Annotated in this window: 19 protein-coding genes; 8 read left to right on the top strand and 11 right to left on the bottom strand. The window is 71.5% G+C overall.

Translation table 11 applies throughout. The features are described 5' to 3' along the window. Complete coding sequence (locus tag ABZ453_RS02820) at positions 1-726, bottom strand: VWA domain-containing protein (RefSeq protein WP_359010867.1); 726 nt, start codon at positions 724-726, stop codon at positions 1-3. Positions 727-822: 96 nt separating this feature from the next. Between ABZ453_RS02820 and ABZ453_RS02815 the strand changes: the two genes are divergently transcribed. Continuing rightward, a complete protein-coding gene (locus tag ABZ453_RS02815; protein ID WP_359010865.1) occupies positions 823-1,728 on the top strand; it encodes a rhomboid family intramembrane serine protease in 906 nt (301 codons plus the stop codon). Positions 1,729-1,863: 135 nt separating this feature from the next. Here ABZ453_RS02815 and ABZ453_RS02810 read toward each other — a convergent pair whose 3' ends face one another. From ABZ453_RS02810 to ABZ453_RS02800, 3 genes are all read right to left on the bottom strand, one after another. Further along, positions 1,864-3,327 (bottom strand): glutamate synthase subunit beta, encoded by a 1,464-nt coding sequence (locus ABZ453_RS02810; RefSeq protein WP_359010863.1) that lies wholly within the window; start codon positions 3,325-3,327, stop codon positions 1,864-1,866. Continuing rightward, positions 3,320-7,912, bottom strand: coding sequence for a glutamate synthase large subunit (gltB, locus tag ABZ453_RS02805; protein WP_359010861.1), 4,593 nt, complete (start codon positions 7,910-7,912; stop codon positions 3,320-3,322). Before gltB ends, ABZ453_RS02810 begins: the two co-directional genes overlap by 8 nt. 369 nt (positions 7,913-8,281) lie before the next feature. Next, positions 8,282-9,013 carry a VIT1/CCC1 transporter family protein gene (locus ABZ453_RS02800; protein ID WP_133042792.1) on the bottom strand — a complete coding sequence of 244 codons (732 nt, stop codon included), beginning with the start codon at positions 9,011-9,013 and terminating at the stop codon, positions 8,282-8,284. 196 nt (positions 9,014-9,209) lie between these two features. On the opposite strand from ABZ453_RS02800, the gene ABZ453_RS02795 reads away from it, so the two are divergent. The 7 genes from ABZ453_RS02795 to ABZ453_RS02765 all read left to right on the top strand — a co-directional run bounded on the left by ABZ453_RS02795 (position 9,210) and on the right by ABZ453_RS02765 (position 17,356). Beyond that, complete coding sequence (locus ABZ453_RS02795) at positions 9,210-10,235, top strand: ADP-ribosylglycohydrolase family protein (protein WP_359010858.1); 1,026 nt, start codon at positions 9,210-9,212, stop codon at positions 10,233-10,235. 500 nt (positions 10,236-10,735) lie between these two features. Next, complete coding sequence (locus tag ABZ453_RS02790) at positions 10,736-11,884, top strand: ADP-ribosylglycohydrolase family protein (protein ID WP_359011173.1); 1,149 nt, start codon at positions 10,736-10,738, stop codon at positions 11,882-11,884. Positions 11,885-11,891: 7 nt separating this feature from the next. Beyond that, entirely contained in the window at positions 11,892-13,085 is a 1,194-nt protein-coding gene (locus tag ABZ453_RS02785; protein ID WP_359010856.1) for an ADP-ribosylglycohydrolase family protein, read from the top strand. Next, complete coding sequence (locus ABZ453_RS02780) at positions 13,073-14,431, top strand: ADP-ribosylglycohydrolase family protein (protein ID WP_359010855.1); 1,359 nt, start codon at positions 13,073-13,075, stop codon at positions 14,429-14,431. Before ABZ453_RS02785 ends, ABZ453_RS02780 begins: the two co-directional genes overlap by 13 nt. Continuing rightward, positions 14,428-15,321, top strand: coding sequence for a ribokinase (gene rbsK / locus ABZ453_RS02775; protein ID WP_359010853.1), 894 nt, complete (start codon positions 14,428-14,430; stop codon positions 15,319-15,321). Before ABZ453_RS02780 ends, rbsK begins: the two co-directional genes overlap by 4 nt. Then, positions 15,318-16,520 (top strand): CoA transferase, encoded by a 1,203-nt coding sequence (locus ABZ453_RS02770; RefSeq protein ID WP_359010851.1) that lies wholly within the window; start codon positions 15,318-15,320, stop codon positions 16,518-16,520. Before rbsK ends, ABZ453_RS02770 begins: the two co-directional genes overlap by 4 nt. Then, positions 16,517-17,356, top strand: coding sequence for a CoA ester lyase (locus ABZ453_RS02765; protein WP_359010849.1), 840 nt, complete (start codon positions 16,517-16,519; stop codon positions 17,354-17,356). Before ABZ453_RS02770 ends, ABZ453_RS02765 begins: the two co-directional genes overlap by 4 nt. A 57-nt stretch (positions 17,357-17,413) precedes the next feature. Here ABZ453_RS02765 and lgt read toward each other — a convergent pair whose 3' ends face one another. From lgt to ABZ453_RS02730, 7 genes are all read right to left on the bottom strand, one after another. After that, positions 17,414-18,415 (bottom strand): prolipoprotein diacylglyceryl transferase, encoded by a 1,002-nt coding sequence (lgt, locus tag ABZ453_RS02760; protein WP_359010847.1) that lies wholly within the window; start codon positions 18,413-18,415, stop codon positions 17,414-17,416. Positions 18,416-18,508: 93 nt separating this feature from the next. Next, the gene (locus tag ABZ453_RS02755) at positions 18,509-19,285 is read right to left on the bottom strand and encodes a thioredoxin domain-containing protein (RefSeq protein WP_359010845.1); all 777 of its coding nucleotides are present in this window, start codon (positions 19,283-19,285) and stop codon (positions 18,509-18,511) included. Positions 19,286-19,372: 87 nt separating this feature from the next. Beyond that, the gene (gene trpA, locus ABZ453_RS02750; protein ID WP_359010843.1) at positions 19,373-20,191 is read right to left on the bottom strand and encodes a tryptophan synthase subunit alpha; all 819 of its coding nucleotides are present in this window, start codon (positions 20,189-20,191) and stop codon (positions 19,373-19,375) included. Continuing rightward, a complete protein-coding gene (gene trpB, locus ABZ453_RS02745; RefSeq protein WP_359010841.1) occupies positions 20,188-21,471 on the bottom strand; it encodes a tryptophan synthase subunit beta in 1,284 nt (427 codons plus the stop codon). Before trpB ends, trpA begins: the two co-directional genes overlap by 4 nt. A gap of 68 nt (positions 21,472-21,539) precedes the next feature. Then, the gene (locus tag ABZ453_RS02740) at positions 21,540-21,773 is read right to left on the bottom strand and encodes a tryptophan synthase subunit(beta) (RefSeq protein ID WP_359010839.1); all 234 of its coding nucleotides are present in this window, start codon (positions 21,771-21,773) and stop codon (positions 21,540-21,542) included. Between the two features lie 21 nt (positions 21,774-21,794). After that, entirely contained in the window at positions 21,795-22,604 is an 810-nt protein-coding gene (trpC, locus tag ABZ453_RS02735; RefSeq protein ID WP_359010837.1) for an indole-3-glycerol phosphate synthase TrpC, read from the bottom strand. Positions 22,605-22,751: 147 nt separating this feature from the next. Continuing rightward, positions 22,752-23,201, bottom strand: coding sequence for a DUF2752 domain-containing protein (locus ABZ453_RS02730; protein ID WP_359010835.1), 450 nt, complete (start codon positions 23,199-23,201; stop codon positions 22,752-22,754). Between the last annotated feature and the right edge of the window lie 43 nt (positions 23,202-23,244).

The raw sequence follows: 23,244 nt of genomic DNA, 5'->3' as shown, positions 1-23,244 counted from the left end.
TCAGGACGGCGGCACGATTCCCTGCGCCCGCGCCGCCACCAGCCACTTCGGAAACTCGCTCACGAGCCGGTCGTACAGCTCGGTGTCCGACACCTTCCGCGGGTCGGCCCCGGCGTGGAAGAACCCGGCGTTGTCCACGACCCGCTTGTCCGGGACGGCCAGGTCGTCGAGCCGGCGCAGGAAGTCGAACTGCTTGCTGTGCGGGTCCCCGAAGCCCACGAACTGCCAGAACAGCGGCAGCCCGGCCGCCTTGCACAGGTACCGTTCCGCGGCGAGCTTGTTGATCGGGCCGCCGTCGGTCTGGAAGACCACCAGGGCGGGGTCGGTGGAGCCGCTGTCGAGGTAGTGGTCGATCACGGCGTCCATGGCCAGGTGGTAGCTGGTCTTGCCCATGTGCCCGAGCCCGGCCACGATCTTCTCGATGCGCCCCGCGTGGTCGGCGAGCGCGATCTCGGTCTCGGCGTCGACGTCCGTCGAGAAGAACACCACCGGCACGCTTCCGTCGTCGTCGAGATGCGCGGACAGCCCGAGCACCCGGTCGGCCAGCGCCTGCACACTGCCGTCCTTGTAGTACGGCGCCATGGAGCCGGAGTAGTCGACGACGAGGTACACGGCGGCCCGCAGCCCGTCCAGCCCGTGCTTGCGCAGCGAGACCCCGGCGCTCTTGTAGAGGCTGACCAGGGCCGGCGCGGTCTCCTCGACCTTCTTCAGACTGATCGCAACCATGGCCCCTACTCTCCCATCCGTCACCTGTGTTCGTTATTTTGTTCGCCGCCGTCCCCACCGGCTCACCGTTCGTCCCATCCCCTCCGAGGAGCCGGCGTGGAACCCGAGTCCACCGTCACCACCTGCTACCGCCATCCCGCGGTGGAGTCCCACGTCCGCTGCACCCGCTGCGACCGCTACATCTGCCCGAACTGTATGCGGGAGGCGTCCGTCGGCCACCAGTGCGTGGAGTGCGTACGTCAGGGAGCGCGGTCGGTGCGGCAGGCGCGCACGGCGTTCGGCGGGCGGATCACCACGGCGCCCGTGGTGACGTACGTCCTGATCGGGCTCAATGTGCTCGCGTATCTGGGCGAGCTGGTGCGGCCGTCGGTCGTGGACCGGTTCGAGATGCTGGGCCGGGGGCTGGTCGGGCCGGACGGCGGGCACTACGTGTGGGTGGCCGGGTACCCCTCGGCCTACCACCCCGAGGGTGTCGTCGACGGGGAGTGGTACCGGCTGCTGACCGGTGCGTTCCTGCATCTGCCGCCGACCGGGGGCACGTTCGGGATCCTGCACATCGTGATGAACATGGTGTCGCTGTGGAACATCGGCCGGGTGGTCGAGTTCCAGCTCGGCCGGATCCGGTACGTCACCCTGTATCTGCTGTCGGCGCTGGGCGGCTCGGTGCTGGTGCTGCTGCTGGCGCCGGACTCCCCGACGCTGGGCGCGTCCGGCGCGATCTTCGGGCTCGGCGCCGCGTACTACGTCATGGCCCGGCGGCTGGGCGCCGACATGGCTCAGGTCAACCGTTTCATGGCGGGCCTGCTGCTGTGGCTGCTGATCTCCGCGAGCCTCACCTCCTGGCAGGGCCACCTCGGCGGACTGCTGGCCGGCACCGTGGTGACGGTCGCCTACGCGCCCCGCGGCCAGCGCCGCACCCTCGTCCAGGCGGGCGCGTGTGTGGCCCTGCTGGCGCTGCTGGTGATCCTGGCGATGGCGAAGGTCGCGGAACTGACGGTCTGAGCAGCCGAAAAGGCGACAGCGCCTGCCCGTAGTCCGGTCGGGGACTGGGCAGACGCCGTCACGGGGGGTCTGGGGGGGGACACCCCCCAGACAACCAGCCCGTACGCCTTTGTACGGGACGTTCCTGGTGAACCGTCAGACCATCAGCGCGCGGTCCGTCGGGCGGATCGGGGCCGGCAGGTCGCTGGCGCCGGTCAGGAAGCGGTCGACGCCGCGGGCGGCCGAGCGGCCCTCCGCGATCGCCCACACGATGAGCGACTGGCCGCGGCCGGCGTCACCGGCGACGAAGACCCCGGGGACGTTGGTCTGGAAGTCGGCGTCGCGGGCGATGTTGCCCCGCTCGTCGAGGTCCAGGGCGAACTGGTCGACCAGGCCGTTGTCCCGGTCGGTGCCGGTGAAGCCCATCGCCAGCGTCACCAGCTGGGCCGGGATCTTGCGCTCGGTGCCCGGCTTCGGGGTGAGCCTGCCGTCGATGAACTCGACCTCGGTGAGGTGCAGCCACTGGACGTTGCCGTCCTCGTCGCCCTCGAAGTGGGTGGTGGAGACGGAGTACACCCGCTCGCCGCCCTCCTCGTGCGCGGAGGTCACCTTGTACAGCATGGGGAAGGTCGGCCACGGCTGGGTGACGGCGTTCCGCTCGTCGCCCGGCCGGGGCATGATCTCCAGCTGGGTGACGGAGGCCGCGCCCTGGCGGTGGGCGGTGCCCACGCAGTCCGCGCCGGTGTCGCCGCCGCCGATGACCACGACGTGCTTGCCCTCGGCCGAGACCGGGGCGACGACGTAGTCGCCCTCCTGGACCTTGTTCGACAGGGGCAGGTACTCCATGGCCTGGTAGATGCCCTTGAGCTCACGGCCCGGCACCGGCAGGTCACGAGCGGTCGTCGCACCGGCGGCGATGACGATGGCGTCGTACCGCTTCTTCAGGTCGGTCGCCTTGAGGTCGCGGCCGATCTCGATGCCGGTACGGAAGCGGGTGCCCTCCGCGCGCATCTGCTCGATACGGCGGTTGATGTGCCGCTTCTCCATCTTGAACTCGGGGATGCCGTAGCGGAGCAGGCCGCCGATGCGGTCGGCGCGCTCGTAGACGGCGACGGTGTGGCCGGCCCGGGTCAGCTGCTGGGCGGCGGCCAGGCCCGCCGGGCCCGAGCCGATGACGGCGACGGTCTTGCCCGAGAGGCGCTCCGGGATCTGCGGCGCGACGTCACCGGTCTCCCACGCCTTGTCGATGATCGAGACCTCGACGTTCTTGATGGTCACCGGCGGCTGGTTGATACCCAGCACGCACGCCGACTCGCACGGGGCCGGGCACAGCCGGCCCGTGAACTCGGGGAAGTTGTTCGTCGCGTGCAGGCGCTCCGAAGCCGCCGACCAGTCCTCGCGGTAGGCGTAGTCGTTCCACTCGGGGATCAGGTTCCCCAGCGGACAGCCGTTGTGACAGAACGGGATACCGCAGTCCATGCAGCGGCTCGCCTGCTTGCTGATGATCGGCAGCAGGGAGCCGGGGACGTAGACCTCGTTCCAGTCCTTCAGGCGGTCCTCGACCGGACGGGACTTGGCGACCTCACGGCCGTGGTGGAGAAAGCCCTTCGGGTCAGCCATTGATCGCCGCCTCCATCATCTTCTCGGTGATCTCGGACTCGGAGAGTCCCGCCTGCTCGGCGGCGTCCTTGGCGGCGAGCACTGCCTTGTACGTGCTGGGGATGATCTTGCTGAAGCGTTCGACCGCGGTGTCCCACTCGGCCAGCAGCTTCTCGGCGACCGTGGAGGCGGTCTCCTCCTGGTGCCGGCGCACCACGTCGTGCAGCCACTGCTTGTCGGTGTCGTCCAGCTCCTCGACCGACTCCAGATTGCCGACGTTGACGTTGTCGCGGTCGAGGTCGATCACGTACGCGACACCGCCGGACATACCGGCCGCGAAGTTGCGGCCCGTCGGCCCGAGCACCACCGCGCGTCCGCCGGTCATGTACTCGCAGCCGTGGTCGCCCACGCCCTCGGAGACGACCGTCGCGCCGGAGTTGCGGACACAGAACCGCTCGCCGGTACGGCCGCGCAGGAACAGCTCGCCGCCGGTCGCGCCGTACGCGATGGTGTTGCCCGCGATGGTCGAGTACTCGGCGAGGTGGTCGGCGTCCCGGTCGGGACGGACGATCACCCGGCCGCCGGAGAGGCCCTTGCCGACGTAGTCGTTGGCGTCGCCCTCCAGGCGCAGCGTGACACCGCGCGGGAGGAAGGCGCCGAAGGACTGGCCCGCGGAACCGGTGAAGGTGATGTCGATGGTGTCGTCGGGCAGGCCCGCGCCACCGAACCTCTTGGTCACCTCGTGGCCGAGCATGGTGCCGACCGTGCGGTTGATGTTGCGGATGGAGACCTGGGCGCGCACCGGCTGGGCGTCGGTCGCGGAGTCGGCGGCCAGGGCGTCGGCGGCGAGCTTGATCAGCTCGTTGTCGAGCGCCTTCTCCAGGCCGTGGTCCTGGGCGATCACCTGGTGGCGGACCGCGCCCTCGGACAGCGACGGCACGTGGAACAGCGGGGCCAGGTCCAGGCCCTGCGCCTTCCAGTGGTCGACCGCGCGGGTCACGTCGAGCGCCTCGGCGTGACCGACGGCCTCCTCGATGGAGCGGAAGCCGAGCTCGGCGAGGATCTCGCGGACCTCCTGGGCGATGTACTGGAAGAAGTTGACGACGTACTCGGCCTTGCCGGAGAAGCGGTCGCGCAGGGTCGGGTTCTGGGTGGCGATGCCGACCGGGCAGGTGTCCAGGTGGCAGACGCGCATCATGACGCAGCCGGAGACGACGAGCGGCGCGGTCGCGAAACCGAACTCCTCGGCGCCCAGCAGCGCGGCGATGACGACGTCACGGCCGGTCTTGAGCTGGCCGTCGGTCTGGACCACGATCCGGTCGCGCAGGCCGTTGAGCAGCAGGGTCTGCTGGGTCTCGGCGAGACCGAGCTCCCAGGGACCGCCCGCGTGCTTCAGCGAGGTCAGCGGGGAGGCGCCCGTGCCGCCGTCGTGACCGGAGATGAGCACGACGTCCGCGTGCGCCTTGGACACACCCGCCGCGACCGTGCCGACGCCGACCTCGGAGACCAGCTTGACGTGAATCCGCGCCTGCGGGTTCGCGTTCTTCAGGTCGTGGATCAGCTGGGCCAGGTCCTCGATGGAGTAGATGTCGTGGTGCGGCGGCGGGGAGATCAGACCGACACCCGGGGTCGAGTGACGGGTCTTGGCGACCCACGGGTACACCTTGTGGCCGGGCAGCTGGCCGCCCTCACCGGGCTTGGCGCCCTGGGCCATCTTGATCTGGATGTCGTCCGCGTTGACCAGGTACTCGGAGGTCACGCCGAAGCGGCCGGAGGCGACCTGCTTGATGGCGGACCGGCGGGCCGGGTCGTACAGACGGTCCGGGTCCTCGCCGCCCTCGCCGGTGTTGGACTTGCCGCCCAGCTGGTTCATGGCGATGGCGAGCGTCTCGTGCGCCTCGCGCGAGATGGAGCCGTACGACATGGCGCCGGTGGAGAAGCGCTTGACGATCTCGGAGACCGGCTCGACCTCGTCGATGGAGATCGAGGGACGGTCCGACGTGAAGCCGAACAACCCGCGCAGCGTCATCAGCCGCTCGGACTGCTCGTTCACCCGCTCGGTGTACTTCTTGAAGATGTCGTAGCGGCCGGTGCGCGTGGAGTGCTGGAGGCGGAAGACCGTCTCCGGGTCGAACAGGTGCGGCTCGCCCTCGCGGCGCCACTGGTACTCGCCGCCTATGTCCAGGGCGCGGTGGGCCGGCGCGATGCCGGAGGCCGGGTAGGCCTTGGCGTGGCGGGCGGCGACCTCCTTGGCGACGACGTCGATGCCGACACCGCCGATCTTGGTGGCCGTACCGCTGAAGTACTTGGCGACGAACGCGTCGTCGAGGCCGACGGCCTCGAAGACCTGGGCGCCCCGGTAGGAGGCGACCGTGGAGATGCCCATCTTCGACATGACCTTCAGCACGCCCTTGCCGAGGGCGTAGATCAGGTTGCGGATGGCCTGCTCGGGCTCGATGCCGGAGAGGAAGGTACCGGCGCGGACCAGGTCCTCGACCGACTCCATCGCCAGGTACGGGTTCACGGCCGCGGCGCCGTAGCCGATGAGCAGGGCGACGTGGTGGACCTCGCGGACGTCGCCGGCCTCGACCAGCAGGCCCACGTGGGTGCGCTGCTTGGTGCGGATGAGGTGGTGGTGGACGGCCGCGGTGAGCAGCAGCGAGGGGATCGGCGCGTGCTCGGCGTCGGAGTGGCGGTCCGACAGGACGATCAGCCGGGCTCCGTTATCGATGGCGGCGTCGGCCTCGGCGCAGATCTCCTCGATGCGCGCCGCGAGGGCGTCACCGCCGCCGGAGACCCGGTAGAGGCCGGAGAGGGTCGCGGCCTTGAAGCCGGGCATGTCGCCGTCGGCGTTGATGTGGATGAGCTTGGCCAGCTCGTCGTTGTCGATGACCGGGAAGGGCAGCACGACGGAGCGACAGGAGGCGGCGCTCGGGTCGAGCAGGTTGCCCTGCGGGCCCAGCGACGAGCGCAGGGAGGTGACCAGCTCCTCGCGGATCGCGTCCAGCGGCGGGTTGGTGACCTGTGCGAACAGCTGGGTGAAGTAGTCGAACAGCAGCCGCGGGCGCTCGGAGAGCGCGGCGATCGGGCTGTCCGTACCCATCGAACCGATCGGCTCGGCACCGGCCTTGGCCATCGGCGCGAGGATGACGCGCAGTTCTTCCTCGGTGTAGCCGAAGGTCTGCTGGCGGCGGGTGACCGAGGCGTGGGTGTGGACGATGTGCTCGCGCTCGGGCAGGTCGCCCAGCTCGATCTCGCCGGCCTCGATCCACTCGGCGTAGGGCTGCTCGGCGGCGAGGGTCGCCTTGATCTCGTCGTCCTCGATGATGCGGTGCTCGACGGTGTCGACGAGGAACATCTTGCCGGGCTGCAGCCGGCCCTTGCGGACGACCCTGGCCGGGTCGATGTCCAGGACGCCGACCTCGGAGCCGAGGACGACCAGGCCGTCGTCGGTGACCCAGTAGCGGCCGGGGCGCAGGCCGTTGCGGTCGAGGACCGCGCCGACCTGGGTGCCGTCGGTGAAGGTGACACAGGCCGGGCCGTCCCAGGGCTCCATCATCGTGGAGTGGAAGTTGTAGAAGGCGCGGCGGGCGGGGTCCATGGAGTCGTGGTTCTCCCACGCCTCCGGGATCATCATCAGCACGGAGTGCGGCAGCGAACGCCCGCCCAGGTGCAGCAGTTCCAGCACCTCGTCGAAGGTCGCCGAGTCGGAGGCGTCCGGCGTACAGATCGGGAAGACGCGCTCCAGGCCCTTGTCCCCGAACAGGTCGGAGACCAGCTGCGATTCGCGGGCGCGCATCCAGTTGCGGTTGCCCATGACGGTGTTGATCTCACCGTTGTGCGCGACGAAGCGGTACGGGTGCGCGAGGGGCCACGACGGGAAGGTGTTCGTGGAGAACCGGGAGTGCACGAGCGCGATCGCGGAGGCGAAGCGGCGGTCGGACAGGTCCGGGAAGAAGGGCTCGAGCTGACCGGTGGTCAGCATGCCCTTGTAGACGATGGTGCGCGCGGAGAGCGACGGGAAGTAGACACCGGCCTCGCGCTCGGCGCGCTTGCGCAGCGCGAAGGCCTTGCGGTCGAGAACGATGCCCTTCGAGGCGTTGTCCGTGACGAAGATCTGGCGGAAGGCGGGCATCGTCGAGCGGGCGGTGGCACCGAGCAGTTCGGGGGCGACCGGGACCTCGCGCCAGCCGAGGACGGTGAGACCCTCGTCGTCGGCGATCGTCTCGATGCGTGAGACGGCGTCCTCGGTCTCCTCCTCGGGCAGGAAGGCGATGCCGACCGCGTAACCGCCCGCCTCGGGCAGTTCGAATCCGGCCACGTCACGGAAGAACGCGTCGGGTACCTGGGAGAGGATGCCGGCGCCGTCCCCGGAGTCCGGCTCCGAGCCGGTGGCACCGCGGTGTTCGAGGTTGCGCAGGACGGTCAGGGCCTGTTCGACCAGGGTGTGGGACGCCTCGCCGGTGAGGGTGGCAACGAAGCCGACGCCGCACGCGTCGCGCTCGAAGCGGGGGTCGTACATACCCTGCGCAGCAGGGCGAGCATCCATGAAGGACCAGTTCTGGCCATTCGCGGAATGCTGGGACGGCTGGCGCGGCGTACGCATCGGCTCTCCCGTCGTCGTCTCAAGTGGCATGCAGATTGCCGAGGGACGACGTTGGCCCTCTGCGGAGTGCAAAATTTCGTGCAGGTTACATGATGGAGCGGTTCTCGGGAACCGGGATATTCCGTTCCAGCATGCGGACACCGCTCGGCTGCAGCGCGGGTGCCGCGCCTGCGGTGGAAGCTATGGGGACCGGACGGGACAGATCGTTGTCCGCCGACCCGAAAGACGGGGAGGGCCGCGTCGCCCTTCCCGGTGGTGCGCGGCAGGCCTCATTGCCCACAGCGCTTACGGCTCATGCCCGGTGGAAAACCATTCGAAACCAGCGGGTAACGGCTACTTATGCGGCCCAACGCATAAGTTCCAGCCGAGCTATCCTACGGCCGTTCCGAACAGACTGCCCAGGGCGTAGGTCACACCGGCCGCGGCGCCGCCGAGCGCGAGCTGCCGCAGCCCGCTGTACCACCAGCTGCGCGCGGTCACCCGGGCCACCACGGCACCGCACGCGAACAGCCCGATGAAGGCGAGCAGCAGGGCGGGCCACAGCGCGGTGGCACCGAGCAGATACGGCAGTACGGGAAGCAGCGCGCCCAGCGCGAAGGACCCGAAGGACGACACGGCCGCGACCAGCGGCGACGGCAGGTCCGAGGGGTCGATGCCGAGCTCCTCGCGGGCGTGGATCTCCAGCGCCTGCTCGGGATCACGGGACAGCTGCCGGGCGACCTCGCGGGCCAGCTCGGGCTCGACGCCGCGCGCCTGGTAGAGCGCGGCGAGCTCGGCCTCCTCGTCCGCCGGGTGCTTCCTCAGCTCGGCGCGCTCGACGTCCAGTTCGGCCTCGACGAGCTCGCGCTGGGAGGCGACGGAGGTGTACTCACCCGCGGCCATCGAGAAGGCGCCGGCGGCGAGACCCGCGAGGCCGGTCAGCACGATGGTGTTCGGACTCACGGCGCCGCCCGCGACACCGGTCATCAGCGCGAGGTTGGAGACGAGCCCGTCCATCGCCCCGAACACCGCCGGCCGCAGCCACCCACCGTTGACGTCACGGTGCGTGTGGTTGTCGCGGTGGGCCTCATGGAGCGTGGCCTCGGTCTCGATGATCGCCATTACGGGGTCCCCCAGGGAAGCTAAGCCAAAGCTAACTTTGGACACGTTCTAAGTTCCGACAACGCAAAACCTACGCCTCCGCATTCCCCGCCGCCAGCAAGGAAAGGCTGGGCTAACCTGCGACTTTGCCGATCGACCGGGTGACATGGAGCCCCGCGAGGCTGGGGTCAACCGCTGATGGTGGGACACATGGGCCATGCCATCGATCCGCGAACGGGCACGCGGCGCACTGCTCGGTCTGGCCGTGGGGGACGCCCTCGGGGCGCCCGCGGAGAACATGAAACCGTCCGAGATCCGCGCCCGCTGGGGCCGGATCACGGGGTACGTCATGGACGTACCGGCCGGCACGGACGACACGGAGTACGCGATCTTCTCGGGCCTGCTGCTGGCCCGCCACGGCTCGGCCCTCACCCCCGCCCATGTGGAGGCGGCCTGGCACGAGTGGATCGCCGACCGCGCCGAGGGCCCCTTCCGCGGGGCGGGCTTCAGCGAGCGCGGCACCCTGGAGAACCTCCGCCGCGGTCTCGCCGCCCCCATCTCCGCCCAGCACCGGCACGCCTGGAGCGACGGTCTCGCCATGCGCGCGGCCCCCTTCGGCGTCTTCGCCGCGGGCCGGCCCGCCGAGGCGGCCCGGCTGGCGGCGATCGACGGCTCGGTGAGCCACGAGGGCGAGGGCATCTACGGCGGCCAGGCGGTGGCGGCGGGGGTGGCGGCGGCGATGGCCGGAGCGGCGCCGATCGCGGTGGTGGCCTCCGCCCTCGCCGTCGTCCCGGACGACTCCTGGACGGCCCGCTCCCTGCGCCGGGCCGTGACGGCCGCCCACCGCGGCGAACGCGCGGTCCGCTCGGCGGTGGTGATCGGCGGCTATCCCTGGACGGACCTGGCCCCGGAAGCCGTCGCCCTGGCCTTCGGCGCCTACGCGGCGGCCGACGGCGACTTCCGCGACGCGGTCCTCACGGCGGTCAACATGGGCCGCGACGCCGACACGACGGCGGCGGTGGCGGGCGCGCTGGCGGGAGCGACACAGGGCGTCGCCGCGATCCCGGCCGCCTGGGCGGCGGCGATCACCCCGGCGAGGGGCAGCTGCCTGCCGGCGATGGCGGGCCACCACGTCCTGGAGGTCGCGGACCTGCTGACGCAGGACGAGGAGACAACGGTACGTCCCCCGGACCCCGCGTCCTTCACCCTGGCCCCCGACACGGAGGCGGGGGCACCCCGGTGAGGCCCCCAGGCCCCTGGGACGAGGGAACACAGGCCACCGCCCTCACGGACGCGCCCCCCGCCCCCGTGGGTACCGACGGCACGGCTGTACCGACGCTCAGTACGCAGCCGACAGCTCCCGCGGCCGCCGTCGACGGGGACGCCCCACAGGGGCCACCCGCACCCGACGACGATGGTTGTGCGGGTGGTGCGGGTGGGAGCGAGCCCGCCGAAGACGAAGCCGAGACGCTGGTCAGCGACAAGCCCCCGCAGCGCCCCGCCAAGGCGCTGGTCAGCAGCAACCCCTCACAGCGACCCACCAAGGCGTTCGTCGGCAGCAAACCCTCACAGCGCCCCGCCAAGGCGTTCGTCGGCAGCAAACCCTCACAGCGACCCACCGAGACGTTCGTCGGCGACAAACCCCCGCAGCGACCCACCAAGGCGCTGGTCAGCAGCAAACCCTCACAGCGACCCACCAAGACGCTGGTCAGCGACAAGCCCCCACAGCGCCCCACCGAGACGCTGGCCGGCAACAAGCCCCCGCAGCGACCCGCCGAGGCCGGAAGAACGGTCGGCCTGCTGCTGGGCCTGGCCGCAGGCGACGCCGCCGGCTGGCCCTCCGCCCGCCACAGAGCCACCCGCATGCCCGACTGGACCCGCCGCCTCACCCGGGAACTCGACAACTTCGCCGAGCACAACGCCACGACCACCCTCCCCGTCCCCATCGCCCTCAACCAACCCCCCGAGCCCCTCCTCCTCGGCCCCTCCGACGACGCCGAGTGGGCGGCCTTCGCCGCCGAGGCCCTCCTCCGCGCCGGCGACGACACCGCCCTCGGCGACCTCAGCCGCGAACGCCGCACCAGAGCCGCCATCGACCTCACCTGGAACGCCCTGGCCAGCGAGGTCGCCGCCGCGGCCCAACGCGCCCCGGAGGTGGAGTCCGCCGTCCTCCCCCTTCGCGCCCGCATCTCCGTCCGCGCCGGCCTCGGCAACCTCGCCGCCGGTCTCCGCCCGCCCGCCACCGGCCACGACAACCCCCACTACTTCGACGACGCGGCCTGCGTCCGGGCCTGCGTCCTGGCCGTGGCCCACCCGGGCGACCCCCGACTCGCCGCGGAGCTGGCCGAGTTCGACGCCCGCTACACCCAGGACGGCGACGGCGTGCACGGTGCCCGCGCGATGGCGGCGGCGGTGTCCCTGGCGCTGACCGGCGCCGACGTCCACACCTGTGTGACGGCCGCCCTCGCCGAACTCCCCGGGACCACCGAGATCGGCCGCAACGCCCGCCACGCCCTCGACCTGGCCCGCCAGGCCGAGTCCGCCTTCGCCCTGGTCCCCCTCCTGGAACACCAGATCGTCGACCACGTCTACAGCTACGGCATCGCGGCCGCCGAAACCGTCCCCGTGGCGCTGGCCCTGACGACAGCCGCGAGGGGCCGCATCGCCGAAGCGGTACCGGCGGCGGCCTGTCTCTCCCGAGTGGCCGACTCCGCCCCCGCCCTCGCCGGCGCCCTGACCGGAGCACTGGGCGGCGGCAGCACGATCCCGGCCTCCTGGCGGGACGCCTGCCGCACCCTCTCCGGCTGCGCGCTCCCCCGCCTCACCGCCACCGACCTGGTGGAACTCGCCGAACTCCTGGAAGCCACGCAACCGGCTCCACCGGGAGGATGATTCGGGCATGACGCCCAAAGAGCAGGAAACAACCAGCCTCGCAGAACAAGAAACAAACGGCCTCGAGGACCGCATCACCGGAGCCCTCGTGGGCGCGGCGGTCGGGGACGCGTTGGGCGGCCCGGTCGAGGGCTACTCCCCCACCCAGATCCTCGAACGTCACGGCGGCCGCGTCCACGGCATCGTCGGCCCCTGGAACGGCGACGCCTGGCGCACGGCCCGCCCCCTCGCCCCGTACCACAAGGGCGACGGACACGTCACCGACGACACCTTGATGACGCACGCGCTGGTACGGGTCTACGGAAGCGTCCGCGACCACCTCGACGCGTACGCGATCGCCGACCACCTGGTCCCCGACCTGATGACGAACCCGCGTTGGATCCCGGAGCTGGAAGCCGAGGCCCTTCCCCTCCACCGCGTCTTCCTCGCCGAGAAGTGGCTGGTGACCCGCCTCCACTACGCCCACGCCGACCCGCGCGAGGCCGGCGTCGGGAACATCGTCAACTGCGGCGCCGCGATGTACATGGCCCCGGTCGGCCTGGTCAACGCGGCCGATCCGGCGGCCGCCTACGCCGAGGCCCTGGACGTCGCGGGCGCCCACCAGTCGTCGTACGGCCGGGAGGCGGCGGCCGTCCTCGCGGCGGCGGTGGCGGCGGCCTGCGTCCCCGGTGCCACCCCGGACACGATCGTCTCGACCGTCCTCTCCCTCGCCAAGGACGGCACCCGCGAGGCGATCGAGCGGGTCTGCGAAGTGGCGTCCCGGCACACGGACTTCGAGTCCGCCCTGGTCCCGCTGCGCGAGGCGGTGACGCCGTACGACACGGTGGGCCCCGACTACCGCGCCCCCTCCCTCGGCGCCCGCCGCCCCTCCCGTCTGCACTCCATCGAGGAACTCCCCATCGCCCTCGGCATGGTGCTGGTCTCCGGCGGCGACTACCGCCACGCGGTCCTGGGCTCGGTGAACTACGGCCGGGACTGCGACTCGATCGCCACGATGGCGGGCGCCCTGACCGGCGCCCTCGGCTCCCCGGTCCCGGACGACTGGTCCAAGACGGTCTCGGAGGCGAGCCGTCTGGACCTGTGGGAACCGGCCCGCGTCCTCACCGAGGTGGCGTACGAGATCTTCGAGCGGGACGTACGGCGACGGCGGGCGCACGAGGCGGCGTTCACGGGACTCGGAAGCCTCGGATGCTCCGACTGACCTGGGTACAGCCGGAGGACCTGATCGGCCATGAGCTGCGTCAGGCGGCTCTGGACGGTCGTGAGGCGTCGGTGATCGCGGCGCGCTGGAGGGCGGCGGGGGGTGCGCAAGCCCCCGGCCGAGCGGGTGCGTCGACGGAACGGGCATCGCGCTACCTGCGGCAACTGGCGGAGGATCTGCTGGACGAACTGGCGGACCTGCCCGGCACGTTGACCGAGGCGGAGCCGACCGACCTCACGAGGATCAAGGCCTGCTGCCCCGACTGGCCCCGGCCGGTCCGAGCGGCCACGAGCCGACTCCGTCTGGAAGCCGCGTGGCTGGGCCGGGCCGCGGGCTGCCTCCTGGGCAAGCCCGTCGAGAAACTCCCCCTCACCGGCATCCGCCAACTGGCCCGATCCACCGGCAACTGGCCCCTGAACACCTACTTCACCGCCCGAGGGGTCCCGGAAGAACTCCTCTCACAGCACCCCTGGAACCGCCGCTCGGCCCCCACCTCCCTCGTCGAGAACATCGACGGGATGCCCGAGGACGACGACCTCAACTACCCCCTCCTCAACCTGCTCCTGCTCCAACGCCACGGCCGCGGCTTCACCACCGCCGACGTCGCGAGGCTCTGGCTGGACGAACTCCCCGCCGGCCGCACCTTCACCGCCGAACGCGTCGCCTACCGCAACCTCCTCACCGGCATCGAGCCCCCGCACACCGCCCGCCACCGCAACCCCTTCCGTGAGTGGATCGGCGCCCTCATCCGCGCGGACGTCCACGGCTGGACCAACCCCGGCGACCCGGCCGCCGCCGCGGAACAGGCCCACGCGGACGCCGCCCTCACCCACACCGGCAACGGCGTCTACGCGGCGATGTTCACCGCGGCCGTCATCGCCGAGGCCGCCACGGGCACCCACGACATCCACAGCTGCCTGAGCACCGGCCTCACGGTGATCCCACCCCGCTCCCGCCTGTCCGAGGCGATCCGTCACGCCATCCGGCTGGCCACACAACAGCCCGACTTCGACACCGTCGTGGACCAACTCCACGCCCTCTACGCCGACACCCACCACTGGGTCCACGCCATCCCCAACACGGCCCTGATCGCCGCCGCCCTCACCCACGCCGACGGCGACTTCACCGGCTCCATCTCCCGTGCCGTGTCGGGCGGCCTGGACACCGACTCCAACGGCGCCACCGCGGGCGGCATCGCCGCACTGCTCACCGGCAGCCCCGCCGCCCTCCCCGACCGCTGGACGTCCCCCCTGAAGAACCGGCTGTCCACGTCCGTCGGCGACTTCAACGGCGTCGGCTTCGACACCCTGGCCCACCTCACCCACCGGGAGGCATCCCGCCCATGACCCACATCGTCGTGCTGGGCAGCACGAACATGGACCTCGTCACCTATGTCGAGAAGGCCCCGCAGCGCGGAGAGACCGTGACGGGACGACAGTTCCGTACGATCCCCGGCGGCAAGGGCGCCAACCAGGCGATCGCCGCGGCCCGCGCGGGCGCCACCGTGTCGATGATCGGTGCCGTCGGCACCGACACCTACGGCACCCGTCTCCGCTCCACCCTGGAACACTCGGGCGTCGAGACGGACCTGCTCCGCACCATCGACGGCCCCTCCGGCACCGCCCACATCGTCGTCGACGACGAGGGTGGCAACGCGATCGTCGTGATCCCCGGCGCCAACGGCACCGTCGACCACCTCGTCCCCGGCGACGAGGGCCTCATCGCCTCCGCCGACACCCTGCTGCTGCAGCTGGAGATCCCGATGCCCGCGGTCGTCGCGGGAGCGCGGACCGCCCGCGCCCACGGCGTCCGTACGGTCCTCACCCCCGCCCCGGCACAGCCCCTGCCCCCCGAACTCCTCGCCGCCACCGACCTGTTGGTCGCCAACGAGTACGAGGCGGTCACCCTCACCGCCGAGACCGACACGGTCGACGCGGCCACCGCCCTGCTGGCGAAGGTCCCGGCCGTGGTGGTCACGCTCGGCGTGGCGGGCAGCCTGTATCTGGCACGGGACGCCGAGCCCCTCGCCGTCGGGGCCCCGCAGGTCAACGCCGTGGACTCCACCGGCGCGGGCGACACCTTCGTCGGCGCCCTCGCGGTGGCCCTCGGCGAGGAGCGGCCCATCCGTGAGGCCCTGACCTGGGCCGCCGCGGCCGCCGCGCTCTCGGTGCAGCGCCCCGGCGCCTCCGCGTCGATGCCGTACCGCTCCGAGATCGAGGCGCGGTGCTCCTCATGACCACTCCCGGCACCCAGCCCCCGCTCACCGGCCTGCGCGTCCTCGACCTCGCCACGCTCTTCGCCGGCCCCCTCGCCGCCACCCTGCTCGGCGACTTCGGCGCGGAGGTCGTCAAGGTCGAGCACCCCACCAAACCGGATCCCTCCCGCGGCCACGGTCTCTCGAAGGACGGCGTCGGTCTGTGGTGGAAGATCCTCGGCCGCAACAAGCGCACGATCACCCTCGACCTCTCCAAGCCCGGCGGCCGCGCCACCCTGCTCCACCTGGCCGCGACAGCCGACGTGCTGATCGAGAACTTCCGTCCGGGCACCTTGGAGAAGTGGGACCTCGGCTGGCCGGAGCTGTCCGCCGTCAACCCCCGGCTGATCCTCAGCCGTGTCACCGCCTTCGGCCAGTTCGGCCCCTACGCCCACCGCCCCGGCTTCGGCACCCTCGCCGAGGCGATGAGCGGCTTCGCCGCGATCACCGGGGAACCGGACGCCCCTCCGACGCTCCCGCCCTTCGGCCTCGCCGACTCCATCGCCGGCCTGGCGACGGCGTACGCCGTGCTGACCGCGCTCGCCGCGCGCGACCGCACCGGCGAGGGCCAGGTCGTCGACATGGCGATCATCGAACCGATCCTCACGGTCCTCGGCCCCCAGCCCACCTGGTACGACCAGCTCGGATACGTCCAGGCCCGCACCGGAAACCGTTCGGCCAACAACGCCCCGCGCAACACCTACCGCACCGCCGACGGCACCTGGGTCGCCGTCTCCACCTCCGCCCAGTCGATCGCGGAACGCGTGATGCACCTGGTGGGCCGCCCGGAGCTGATCGACGAGCCCTGGTTCGCGACGGGCGCCGAGCGCGCCGCGCACGCGGACGTCCTCGACGCGGCGGTCGGCGACTGGATCGCCACCCGCACCCGCACGGAGGTCCTCGCGGCCTTCGAGAAGGCGGAGGCGGCCATCGCGCCCGTGCAGGACGTACGGGACGTACTCACCGACCCGCAGTACCAGGCCCTCGACACGATCACGACTCTCGACGATCCCGAACTCGGCCCGCTCCGTATGCAGAACGTCCTCTTCCGGCTCTCCTCCACGCCGGGCGCCATCCGCTGGGCGGGCCGCCCGCACGGCGCTGACACGGAACAGGTCCTGACCGAACTGGGCCTGAGCCGGGCCGAGTTGGCGGCTCTACGGCAGGAGGGTGCCGTATGACCGCGAGGACCACCCCGCTCACCTGGCTGTACGCCCCCGGCGACCGCCCGCACGTGGTCGCCAAGGCCCTCCTCGCCGGCGCCGACGTCGTGGTGGTCGACCTGGAGGACGCGGTCGCCCCGGACCGCAAGGACTACGCCCGCGCCGCCACGGCCGAGCTCCTCACCGACTCCCCGCCGGTCCCGGTCCATGTCCGTGTCAACGCCCTGGACGGCCCGCTGGCGCCCCGGGACCTCGAAGCGATCGCCATGCTCCCGGGCCTGTCGGGCCTGCGCCTGCCGAAAGTGACGTCACCGTCCCAGATCATCCGCATCGCCCATCACATGAACTCGTCGACGGGCGACGCCCTTGCCCTGTACGCCCTCCTGGAAACCGCCGTGGCCGTGGAACACGCCCACGCCATCGCCTCCGCTCACCCGGCGCTGCGCGGCATCTCGCTGGGGGAGGCGGATCTCCGGGCCGACCTGGGCGTACGTGAGGACGCGGGCCTCGACTGGTCCCGCTCCCGGGTCGTCGTGGCCGCCCGGGCGGCGGGCCTGCCCCCGCCACCGCAGTCGGTGCACCCGGACATCCGGGACCTGGAGGCCCTGGCGGCCTCCTGCACCCACGGTCGCGCCCTGGGCTTCCTCGGCCGAGCCGCCATCCACCCCCGCCAGCTCCCCATCATCGAACGGGCCTACCTCCCCACGACCCACGAGATCGAGGAGGCGGAAACCATCGTGAAGGCGGCGACAAGAGACCAGGGCGCCCAGGCCCTCCCGGACGGCCGCTTCATCGACGCGGCGGTCGTGGCAACGGCCCGGCGCACCCTGTCCCTGGCCAACCGCTGCCGATGAAACGCCGCCGGCGGGTCCCGGCGGCCTGAGCCGCCGAAACCCGCCGTCGGTCGTGCGTCAGAGCTTCTTGGCCGACTCGGTCGACTCGGCCTCGTCCTTGGCCTCGGCTTCAGCGGCGTTCTCCTCGGAGGACTCCACGTCGGCCTCCTTGACGTCAGCGTCCTTGACGTCGGCGTCCTTGGCTTCGGCGTCCTTGGCCTCGGCCTCGCCCTCGGTCTCCTCGCCCGGCGGCTCGTCCGCCGCCCCCGGTTCGACCACCGCTTCCCGCCCGGGCCGCTTCTTCGAGGACACCACGATGTACGCCACCGCGAGCAGGAACACGATTCCCGCGGTCCAGTCGTTCAACCGCAGCCCGAGGATGTGGTGCGCGTCGTCGACCCGCATGTACTCGATCCACGCCCGCCCCACGCAGTAAGCGGCGACGTACAGCGCGAACGCCCGCCCGTGCCCCAGCTTGAACCGCCGGTCGGCCCAGATGACCAGGAAGGCGACGCCGATGCACCACAGGGACTCGTAGAGGAACGTCGGGTGGTAGTACCCCGGCACCCGACCGTCCGCCGAGGACGTGATGTGCAGCGCCCAGGGAACGTTGGTCTCCTTGCCGTACAGCTCCTGGTTGAACCAGTTGCCCCACCGCCCGATCGCCTGCGCGAGGGCGATACCGGGCGCCACGGCGTCGGCGTACGCGGGCATCGGGATGCCCCGGCGCCGACAGCCGATCCAGGCACCCAGCCCACCTAGCGCGATCGCGCCCCAGATACCGAGGCCGCCCTCCCACACTTTGAAGGCGTCCACCCAGTCACGGCCCTGGCTGAAGTACAGCTCGTAGTCCGTGATCACGTGGTAGAGCCGGCCGCCGACGAGGCCGAACGGCACCGCCCAGACAGCGATGTCGGCCACCGTCCCGGCCCGTCCCCCGCGGGCGATCCAGCGCTTGTTGCCGAGCCAGACCGCGACGAAGACGCCGATGATGATGCAGAACGCGTAGCCGCGCAGCGGAATGGGGCCGAGATACAGCACCCCGCGCGACGGGCTCGGAATGTAGGCAAGTTCTTCCATGGCAGGGTCGACGCTACCGTGCCGGACCGGGACCACGGCAGGCGGCCCGGCTACGGGTCCATAACGGGCAGGTGTGAATGCGCCCCGTGCGCCTTACCGCTTTGCGGCCTCCTGTACCAGTTGCTTGAGCTTGGCCGGGGTCATCGTCTGGTCCTGGTAGATGTTCTTGCCGTTGAGGATCACGGTCGGCGTGCCGGAGAAACCGCTGGACCTGAACGCGGCGGCCGACTTGTCGACCCAGCTGTCGTGCGTGCCGTCGTTGACGCAGGTGCGGAAGGCCGGGGTGTCGAGGCCGTGCACCTTGCCCGCGAGCGCGATCAGCTTGCTGTTGTCCGCGAAGGCGTCGTCGGTCTCCTTCGGCTGGTTCTGGTACAGCACGTCGTGGTAGTCGCGGAACTTCCCGGCGTCCTGGGCGCAGGCCGCCGCGTTGGCCGCGCGCAGCGAGCCGGTGCCGCCGAGGTTGCCGTCGATCAGTCTGACCAGGTGGTACTCCACCCGGAGCTGTCCGGAGTCGGTCAGCTCGTGGATGGTCGGGCGGTAGGTCATCTCGAAGGCCTGGCAGGCCGGGCAGCGGAAGTCCTCCCAGACGGTGAGCGTCGGCCTGGCGCCGTCCTTGCCGACCGGGATCGCGAGACTGTCCTTGCCCTGCGCCCCGGACGGCGCCGCGATCGGGCCCGAACTCTTGCCGGCCTTGTCCTTGCCGGCGTTCGCGGCGACCACGCCGATCACCGCGGCGAGCCCCAGCACGCAGACGACGCTCGCGCCGACGATCAGCGCCCGCCGTCGCTTCTCGGCGGACTTCTGCTTCTCGCGCTCGACCGCCAGCCGCTCACGGGCGGTGCGCTTTCCCTCACGGTTCTTCTCGCTCACACCCCCAGAACGAACCGGGGAGGCGCAGCGCGCCTCCCCGGTCCCAGGTCCACCCGTTCGAGTGACCGAATGTTCCGTAGTGTGCCGTTACGCCTGGCCGCGCACGCCCTTCGCCAGTTCCCCGGCGAGTGCGCGGACCGCCTCGACGCCGGCCGTGTCGTCCGGCGCGTCCAGCATCCGCTTCACGAACGCCGAGCCGACGATCACGCCGTCGGCGAAGCCGGCCACCTCGGCGGCCTGCGCGGCGTCGGACACGCCGAGACCGACGCAGACGGGCAGATCGGTGCCGGTCGCCCGGGTCCGCTCGACCAGGTCCTGGGCCTGCGCGCCCACCGACTCACGGGTGCCGGTGACGCCCATGAGCGAGGCGGCGTACACGAAGCCGCTGCCGGCCGCGGTGATCTGTGCGAGCCGCGCGTCCTTGCTGCTGGGCGCGACCACGAAGACCGTGGCGAGCCCGTGCTTCTGGGCGTGTTCCCGCCACAGCGCCGCCTCCTGGACGGGCAGGTCGGGCAGGATGCACCCGGCGCCCCCGGCCTCCGCCAGCTCGGCGGTGAAGCGCTCGACGCCGTAGCGGTCGATGGGGTTCCAGTACGTCATGACGAGGATCGGCTTGCCGGTGGCCTCGTGGGCTTCCTTGACCGTGCGCATGACGTGCGCGATCTTGACGCCGCCGCGCAGGGCGATGTCGTCGGCGGTCTGGATGACGGGACCGTCGAGGACGGGGTCGCTGTGCGGCAGCCCCACCTCCATGACGTCCGCCCCGCCCTCCAGGGCGGCCTTGATCGCCTCGATGCCGCCGTCCACGGTCGGGAACCCGGCCGGGAGGTAGGCGATGAGCGCGGCCCGGCCCTCGGCCTTTGCGGCGGCGAGGGTGTCCGACAGCAGCTGGATGTTCCCGCTCACTTGGCGTCCCCCTCGATCTCCGCGGTGTCGGCGGCGTTCGCCGCGACCTCGGCGTCGGTGTCGTACAGGCCGAAGTAGCGCGCGGCGGTGTCCATGTCCTTGTCGCCGCGGCCGGACAGGTTGACGACGATCAGACCGTCCTCGCCCAGCTCCCTGCCGACCTCCAGGGCGCCCGCGAGGGCGTGGGCGCTCTCGATCGCCGGGATGATGCCCTCGGTGCGCGAGAGCAGGCGCAGGGCCTGCATCGCCGCGTCGTCGGTGACCGCGCGGTACTCGCCTCGACCGCTGTCCTTGAGGTACGAGTGCTCCGGGCCGATGCCCGGGTAGTCCAGGCCGGCCGAGATCGAGTACGGCTCGGTGATCTGGCCCTCGTCGTCCTGCAGGACGTAGGACCGGGAGCCGTGCAGGATGCCGGGCTCCCCGGCGGTGAGGGTGGCCGCGTGCTCGCCGCTCTCCACGCCGTGGCCGGCCGGCTCGCAGCCGATCAGGCGGACGCCCTTGTCGGGGATGAACGCGTGGAAGAGGCCGATGGCGTTGGAGCCGCCGCCGACGCAGGCGATCGCCGCGTCCGGGAGGCGGCCGGCGCGCTCCAGGAGCTGACGGCGGGCCTCCACGCCGATGACGCGGTGGAAGTCGCGGACCATGGCCGGGAAGGGGTGCGGGCCGGCGACCGTACCGAAGAGGTAGTGGGTGTGGTCGACGTTGGCGACCCAGTCGCGGAAGGCCTCGTTGATGGCGTCCTTCAGGGTGCGGCTGCCGGACTTCACCGCGACGACCTCGGCGCCGAGCATGCGCATGCGGGCCACGTTGAGGGCCTGGCGGCGGGTGTCGATCTCACCCATGTAGATCGTGCACTCGAGGCCGAACAGGGCGCAGGCGGTGGCGGTGGCCACGCCGTGCTGGCCGGCGCCGGTCTCCGCGATGACCCGGGTCTTGCCCATGCGCTTGGTGAGCAGGGCCTGGCCGAGGACGTTGTTGATCTTGTGGGAGCCGGTGTGGTTGAGGTCCTCGCGCTTGAGGAAGACGCGTGCGCCGCCGGCTTCCGCGGCGAAACGGGGGACCTCGGTGAGCGCCGAGGGGCGCCCCGTGTAGTTGAGCAGCAGGTCGTCGAGCTCTCGGGCGAACTCGGGGTCGTGCTTGGCCTTGTCGTACTCGACGGCCACCTCGTCCACGGCGGCGACGAGGGCCTCCGGGATGAACTTGCCGCCGAAGTTGCCGAAGTAGCCTTCGGGACTCGGTACTTGACCCTCGGGGTCGGGAATGAAGAAGTCGCTGGGCATGCGGATACCTCACGGTGAGTGCGTGGAAAAACACTATTCGCCGTGGGGGCGGAGTTCGTCGTGCGACCTCAGGCCGTCTGTGGCTTGTCGCGCTCGCGCGGCGGCAGCCGCACATCGAGTAGAGCCCCGCGCCCCTGTGGGGCGCGCTGCCATCGGCGGCCGTTGACCTGCCCGGGTTCGTCTCCGATGACGTAGCGCACGCGGCGGCCGTGTACGCGGCGGGCCGGGGCGCGGCAGCCGCGTGGGCGGCAGCCGCGCGCGAGGCGGGCGTACCGGTCCACGGTCGTCAGGGTGAGAGTCATCGGGGTCAGCCTACCGAAAGATCAACCGCGCCCGTGCCGCAAAGCCGGGTGCTCGCCCGCCGCCACCAGGTCCGAGACGGCTGTCCTCGGGTCCTTGCCGGTGACCAGGGACTCGCCCACCAGGACCGCGTCGGCGCCGGCGTTGGCGTAGGCGATCAGGTCGTGGGGGCCGCGGACGCCGGACTCGGCGATCTTGACGAGGTGGTCGGGGATCTCGGGGGCCACACGCTCGAAGGTGGAGCGGTCGACCTCGAGGGTCTTGAGGTTGCGCGCGTTGACGCCGATGATCTTGGCGCCGGCGTCCACCGCCCGCTCGACCTCGTCCTCGTCGTGCACCTCGACGAGCGGGGTGAGGCCGATGGAGACGGCGCGCTCGATGAGGGACTCCAGGGCGGGCTGTTCCAGGGCGGCGACGATCAGGAGGGCGAGGTCGGCGCCGTACGCGCGGGCCTCCCAGAGCTGGTACGACGTGACGATGAAGTCCTTGCGCAGGACGGGGATGTCCACGCGCGCGCGGACCGCCTCCAGGTCGGCCAGCGAGCCGCCGAAGCGGCGCTGCTCGGTGAGGACGGAGATGACGGCCGCGCCACCCGCCTCGTAGTCCGCGGCGAGTCCGGCGGGGTCGGCGATCGCGGCCAGCGCGCCCTTGGAGGGGCTGGAGCGCTTGACCTCGCAGATGACCTTGACGCCGTCGCCCTTGAGCGCGGCGACCCCGTCCTTGGCGGTGGGAGCCTTCGCCGCACGCTCCTTGAGCTCGTCGAGGCTGACGCGCGCCTGCCGCTCCGCGAGGTCGGCACGGACTCCGTCGATGATCTCGTCGAGCACACTCACGCGAGCGGCCCCCTTCCAGACGGTGGACTGTTGAAGCTTTTTGACCGTCGGGAGAAAACCGATGGTCACTGCGATGGTATCCGGAGGACGGCGTAGCCCCCGCATCCGGTTGACACCGGTCCCACTACCTGGACGTTCACGGTTTGATCAAGGATGCAGCCAGCCACCGAACGGCAGGTTCCGGACAACAGTGAAGACCAGCAGCAACGCCCCCAGCGCCCACAGGTGCGCCGACCCGAGCCCGAGCCGCAGCGGCCGCCCCCGTACCGCACGCACCACCCATACGGTCCACAGCACGGCGAAGAGCGGATAGCCGACGGTGGCCAGGGCGTTGTCGTGGAGCGCCGCGAGGAAGTCGCCGTGGACGAAGGCGTGCGCGCTGCGCAGTCCGCCGCAGCCGGGGCAGTACAGGCCGGTGACGGCGTACAGGGGGCAGACGGGGTAGTGGCCGGGCTGGTTGGGGTCGACCGTGCCCACGTAGGCGAAGGCCCCGGCGACGGCGGCCATGATGCCCGCGGGCACGGCGAGCCGCGCCGCCGTGGTGGGTTCGGCGCGGGAGGGCGTGACGGTCCGGGTCTCGACGTTCACGTCAGGCATTCTCCCCCGGAACGGCCGCCGCGCACGCGTGAGGGGCGACCCG

Origin of the sequence: Streptomyces sp. NPDC005799, from assembly GCF_040630525.1 — a bacterium.
Lineage (GTDB): Bacteria > Actinomycetota > Actinomycetes > Streptomycetales > Streptomycetaceae > Streptomyces > Streptomyces griseorubiginosus_B.
Note: the sequence above shows the minus strand (reverse complement) of the source record. Positions and strands in the feature narration are given on the sequence as shown.

Excerpts from the sequence above, each read along its gene's own strand:
- rbsK (WP_359010853.1), top strand. The coding sequence starts at position 14,428 with ATGACCCACATCGTCGTGCTGGGCAGCACGAACATGGACCTCGTCACC.
- ABZ453_RS02765 (WP_359010849.1), top strand. The coding sequence starts at position 16,517 with ATGACCGCGAGGACCACCCCGCTCACCTGGCTGTACGCCCCCGGCGAC.
- ABZ453_RS02780 (WP_359010855.1), top strand. The coding sequence starts at position 13,073 with ATGCTCCGACTGACCTGGGTACAGCCGGAGGACCTGATCGGCCATGAG.
- trpB (WP_359010841.1), bottom strand. The coding sequence starts at position 21,471 with ATGCCCAGCGACTTCTTCATTCCCGACCCCGAGGGTCAAGTACCGAGT.
- ABZ453_RS02800 (WP_133042792.1), bottom strand. The coding sequence starts at position 9,013 with ATGGCGATCATCGAGACCGAGGCCACGCTCCATGAGGCCCACCGCGAC.
- ABZ453_RS02810 (WP_359010863.1), bottom strand. The coding sequence starts at position 3,327 with ATGGCTGACCCGAAGGGCTTTCTCCACCACGGCCGTGAGGTCGCCAAG.
- ABZ453_RS02770 (WP_359010851.1), top strand. The coding sequence starts at position 15,318 with ATGACCACTCCCGGCACCCAGCCCCCGCTCACCGGCCTGCGCGTCCTC.
- ABZ453_RS02820 (WP_359010867.1), bottom strand. The coding sequence starts at position 726 with ATGGTTGCGATCAGTCTGAAGAAGGTCGAGGAGACCGCGCCGGCCCTG.
- ABZ453_RS02730 (WP_359010835.1), bottom strand. The coding sequence starts at position 23,201 with ATGCCTGACGTGAACGTCGAGACCCGGACCGTCACGCCCTCCCGCGCC.
- lgt (WP_359010847.1), bottom strand. The coding sequence starts at position 18,415 with ATGGAAGAACTTGCCTACATTCCGAGCCCGTCGCGCGGGGTGCTGTAT.
- gltB (WP_359010861.1), bottom strand. The coding sequence starts at position 7,912 with ATGCGTACGCCGCGCCAGCCGTCCCAGCATTCCGCGAATGGCCAGAAC.
- ABZ453_RS02740 (WP_359010839.1), bottom strand. The coding sequence starts at position 21,773 with ATGACTCTCACCCTGACGACCGTGGACCGGTACGCCCGCCTCGCGCGC.
- ABZ453_RS02785 (WP_359010856.1), top strand. The coding sequence starts at position 11,892 with ATGACGCCCAAAGAGCAGGAAACAACCAGCCTCGCAGAACAAGAAACA.
- ABZ453_RS02795 (WP_359010858.1), top strand. The coding sequence starts at position 9,210 with ATGCCATCGATCCGCGAACGGGCACGCGGCGCACTGCTCGGTCTGGCC.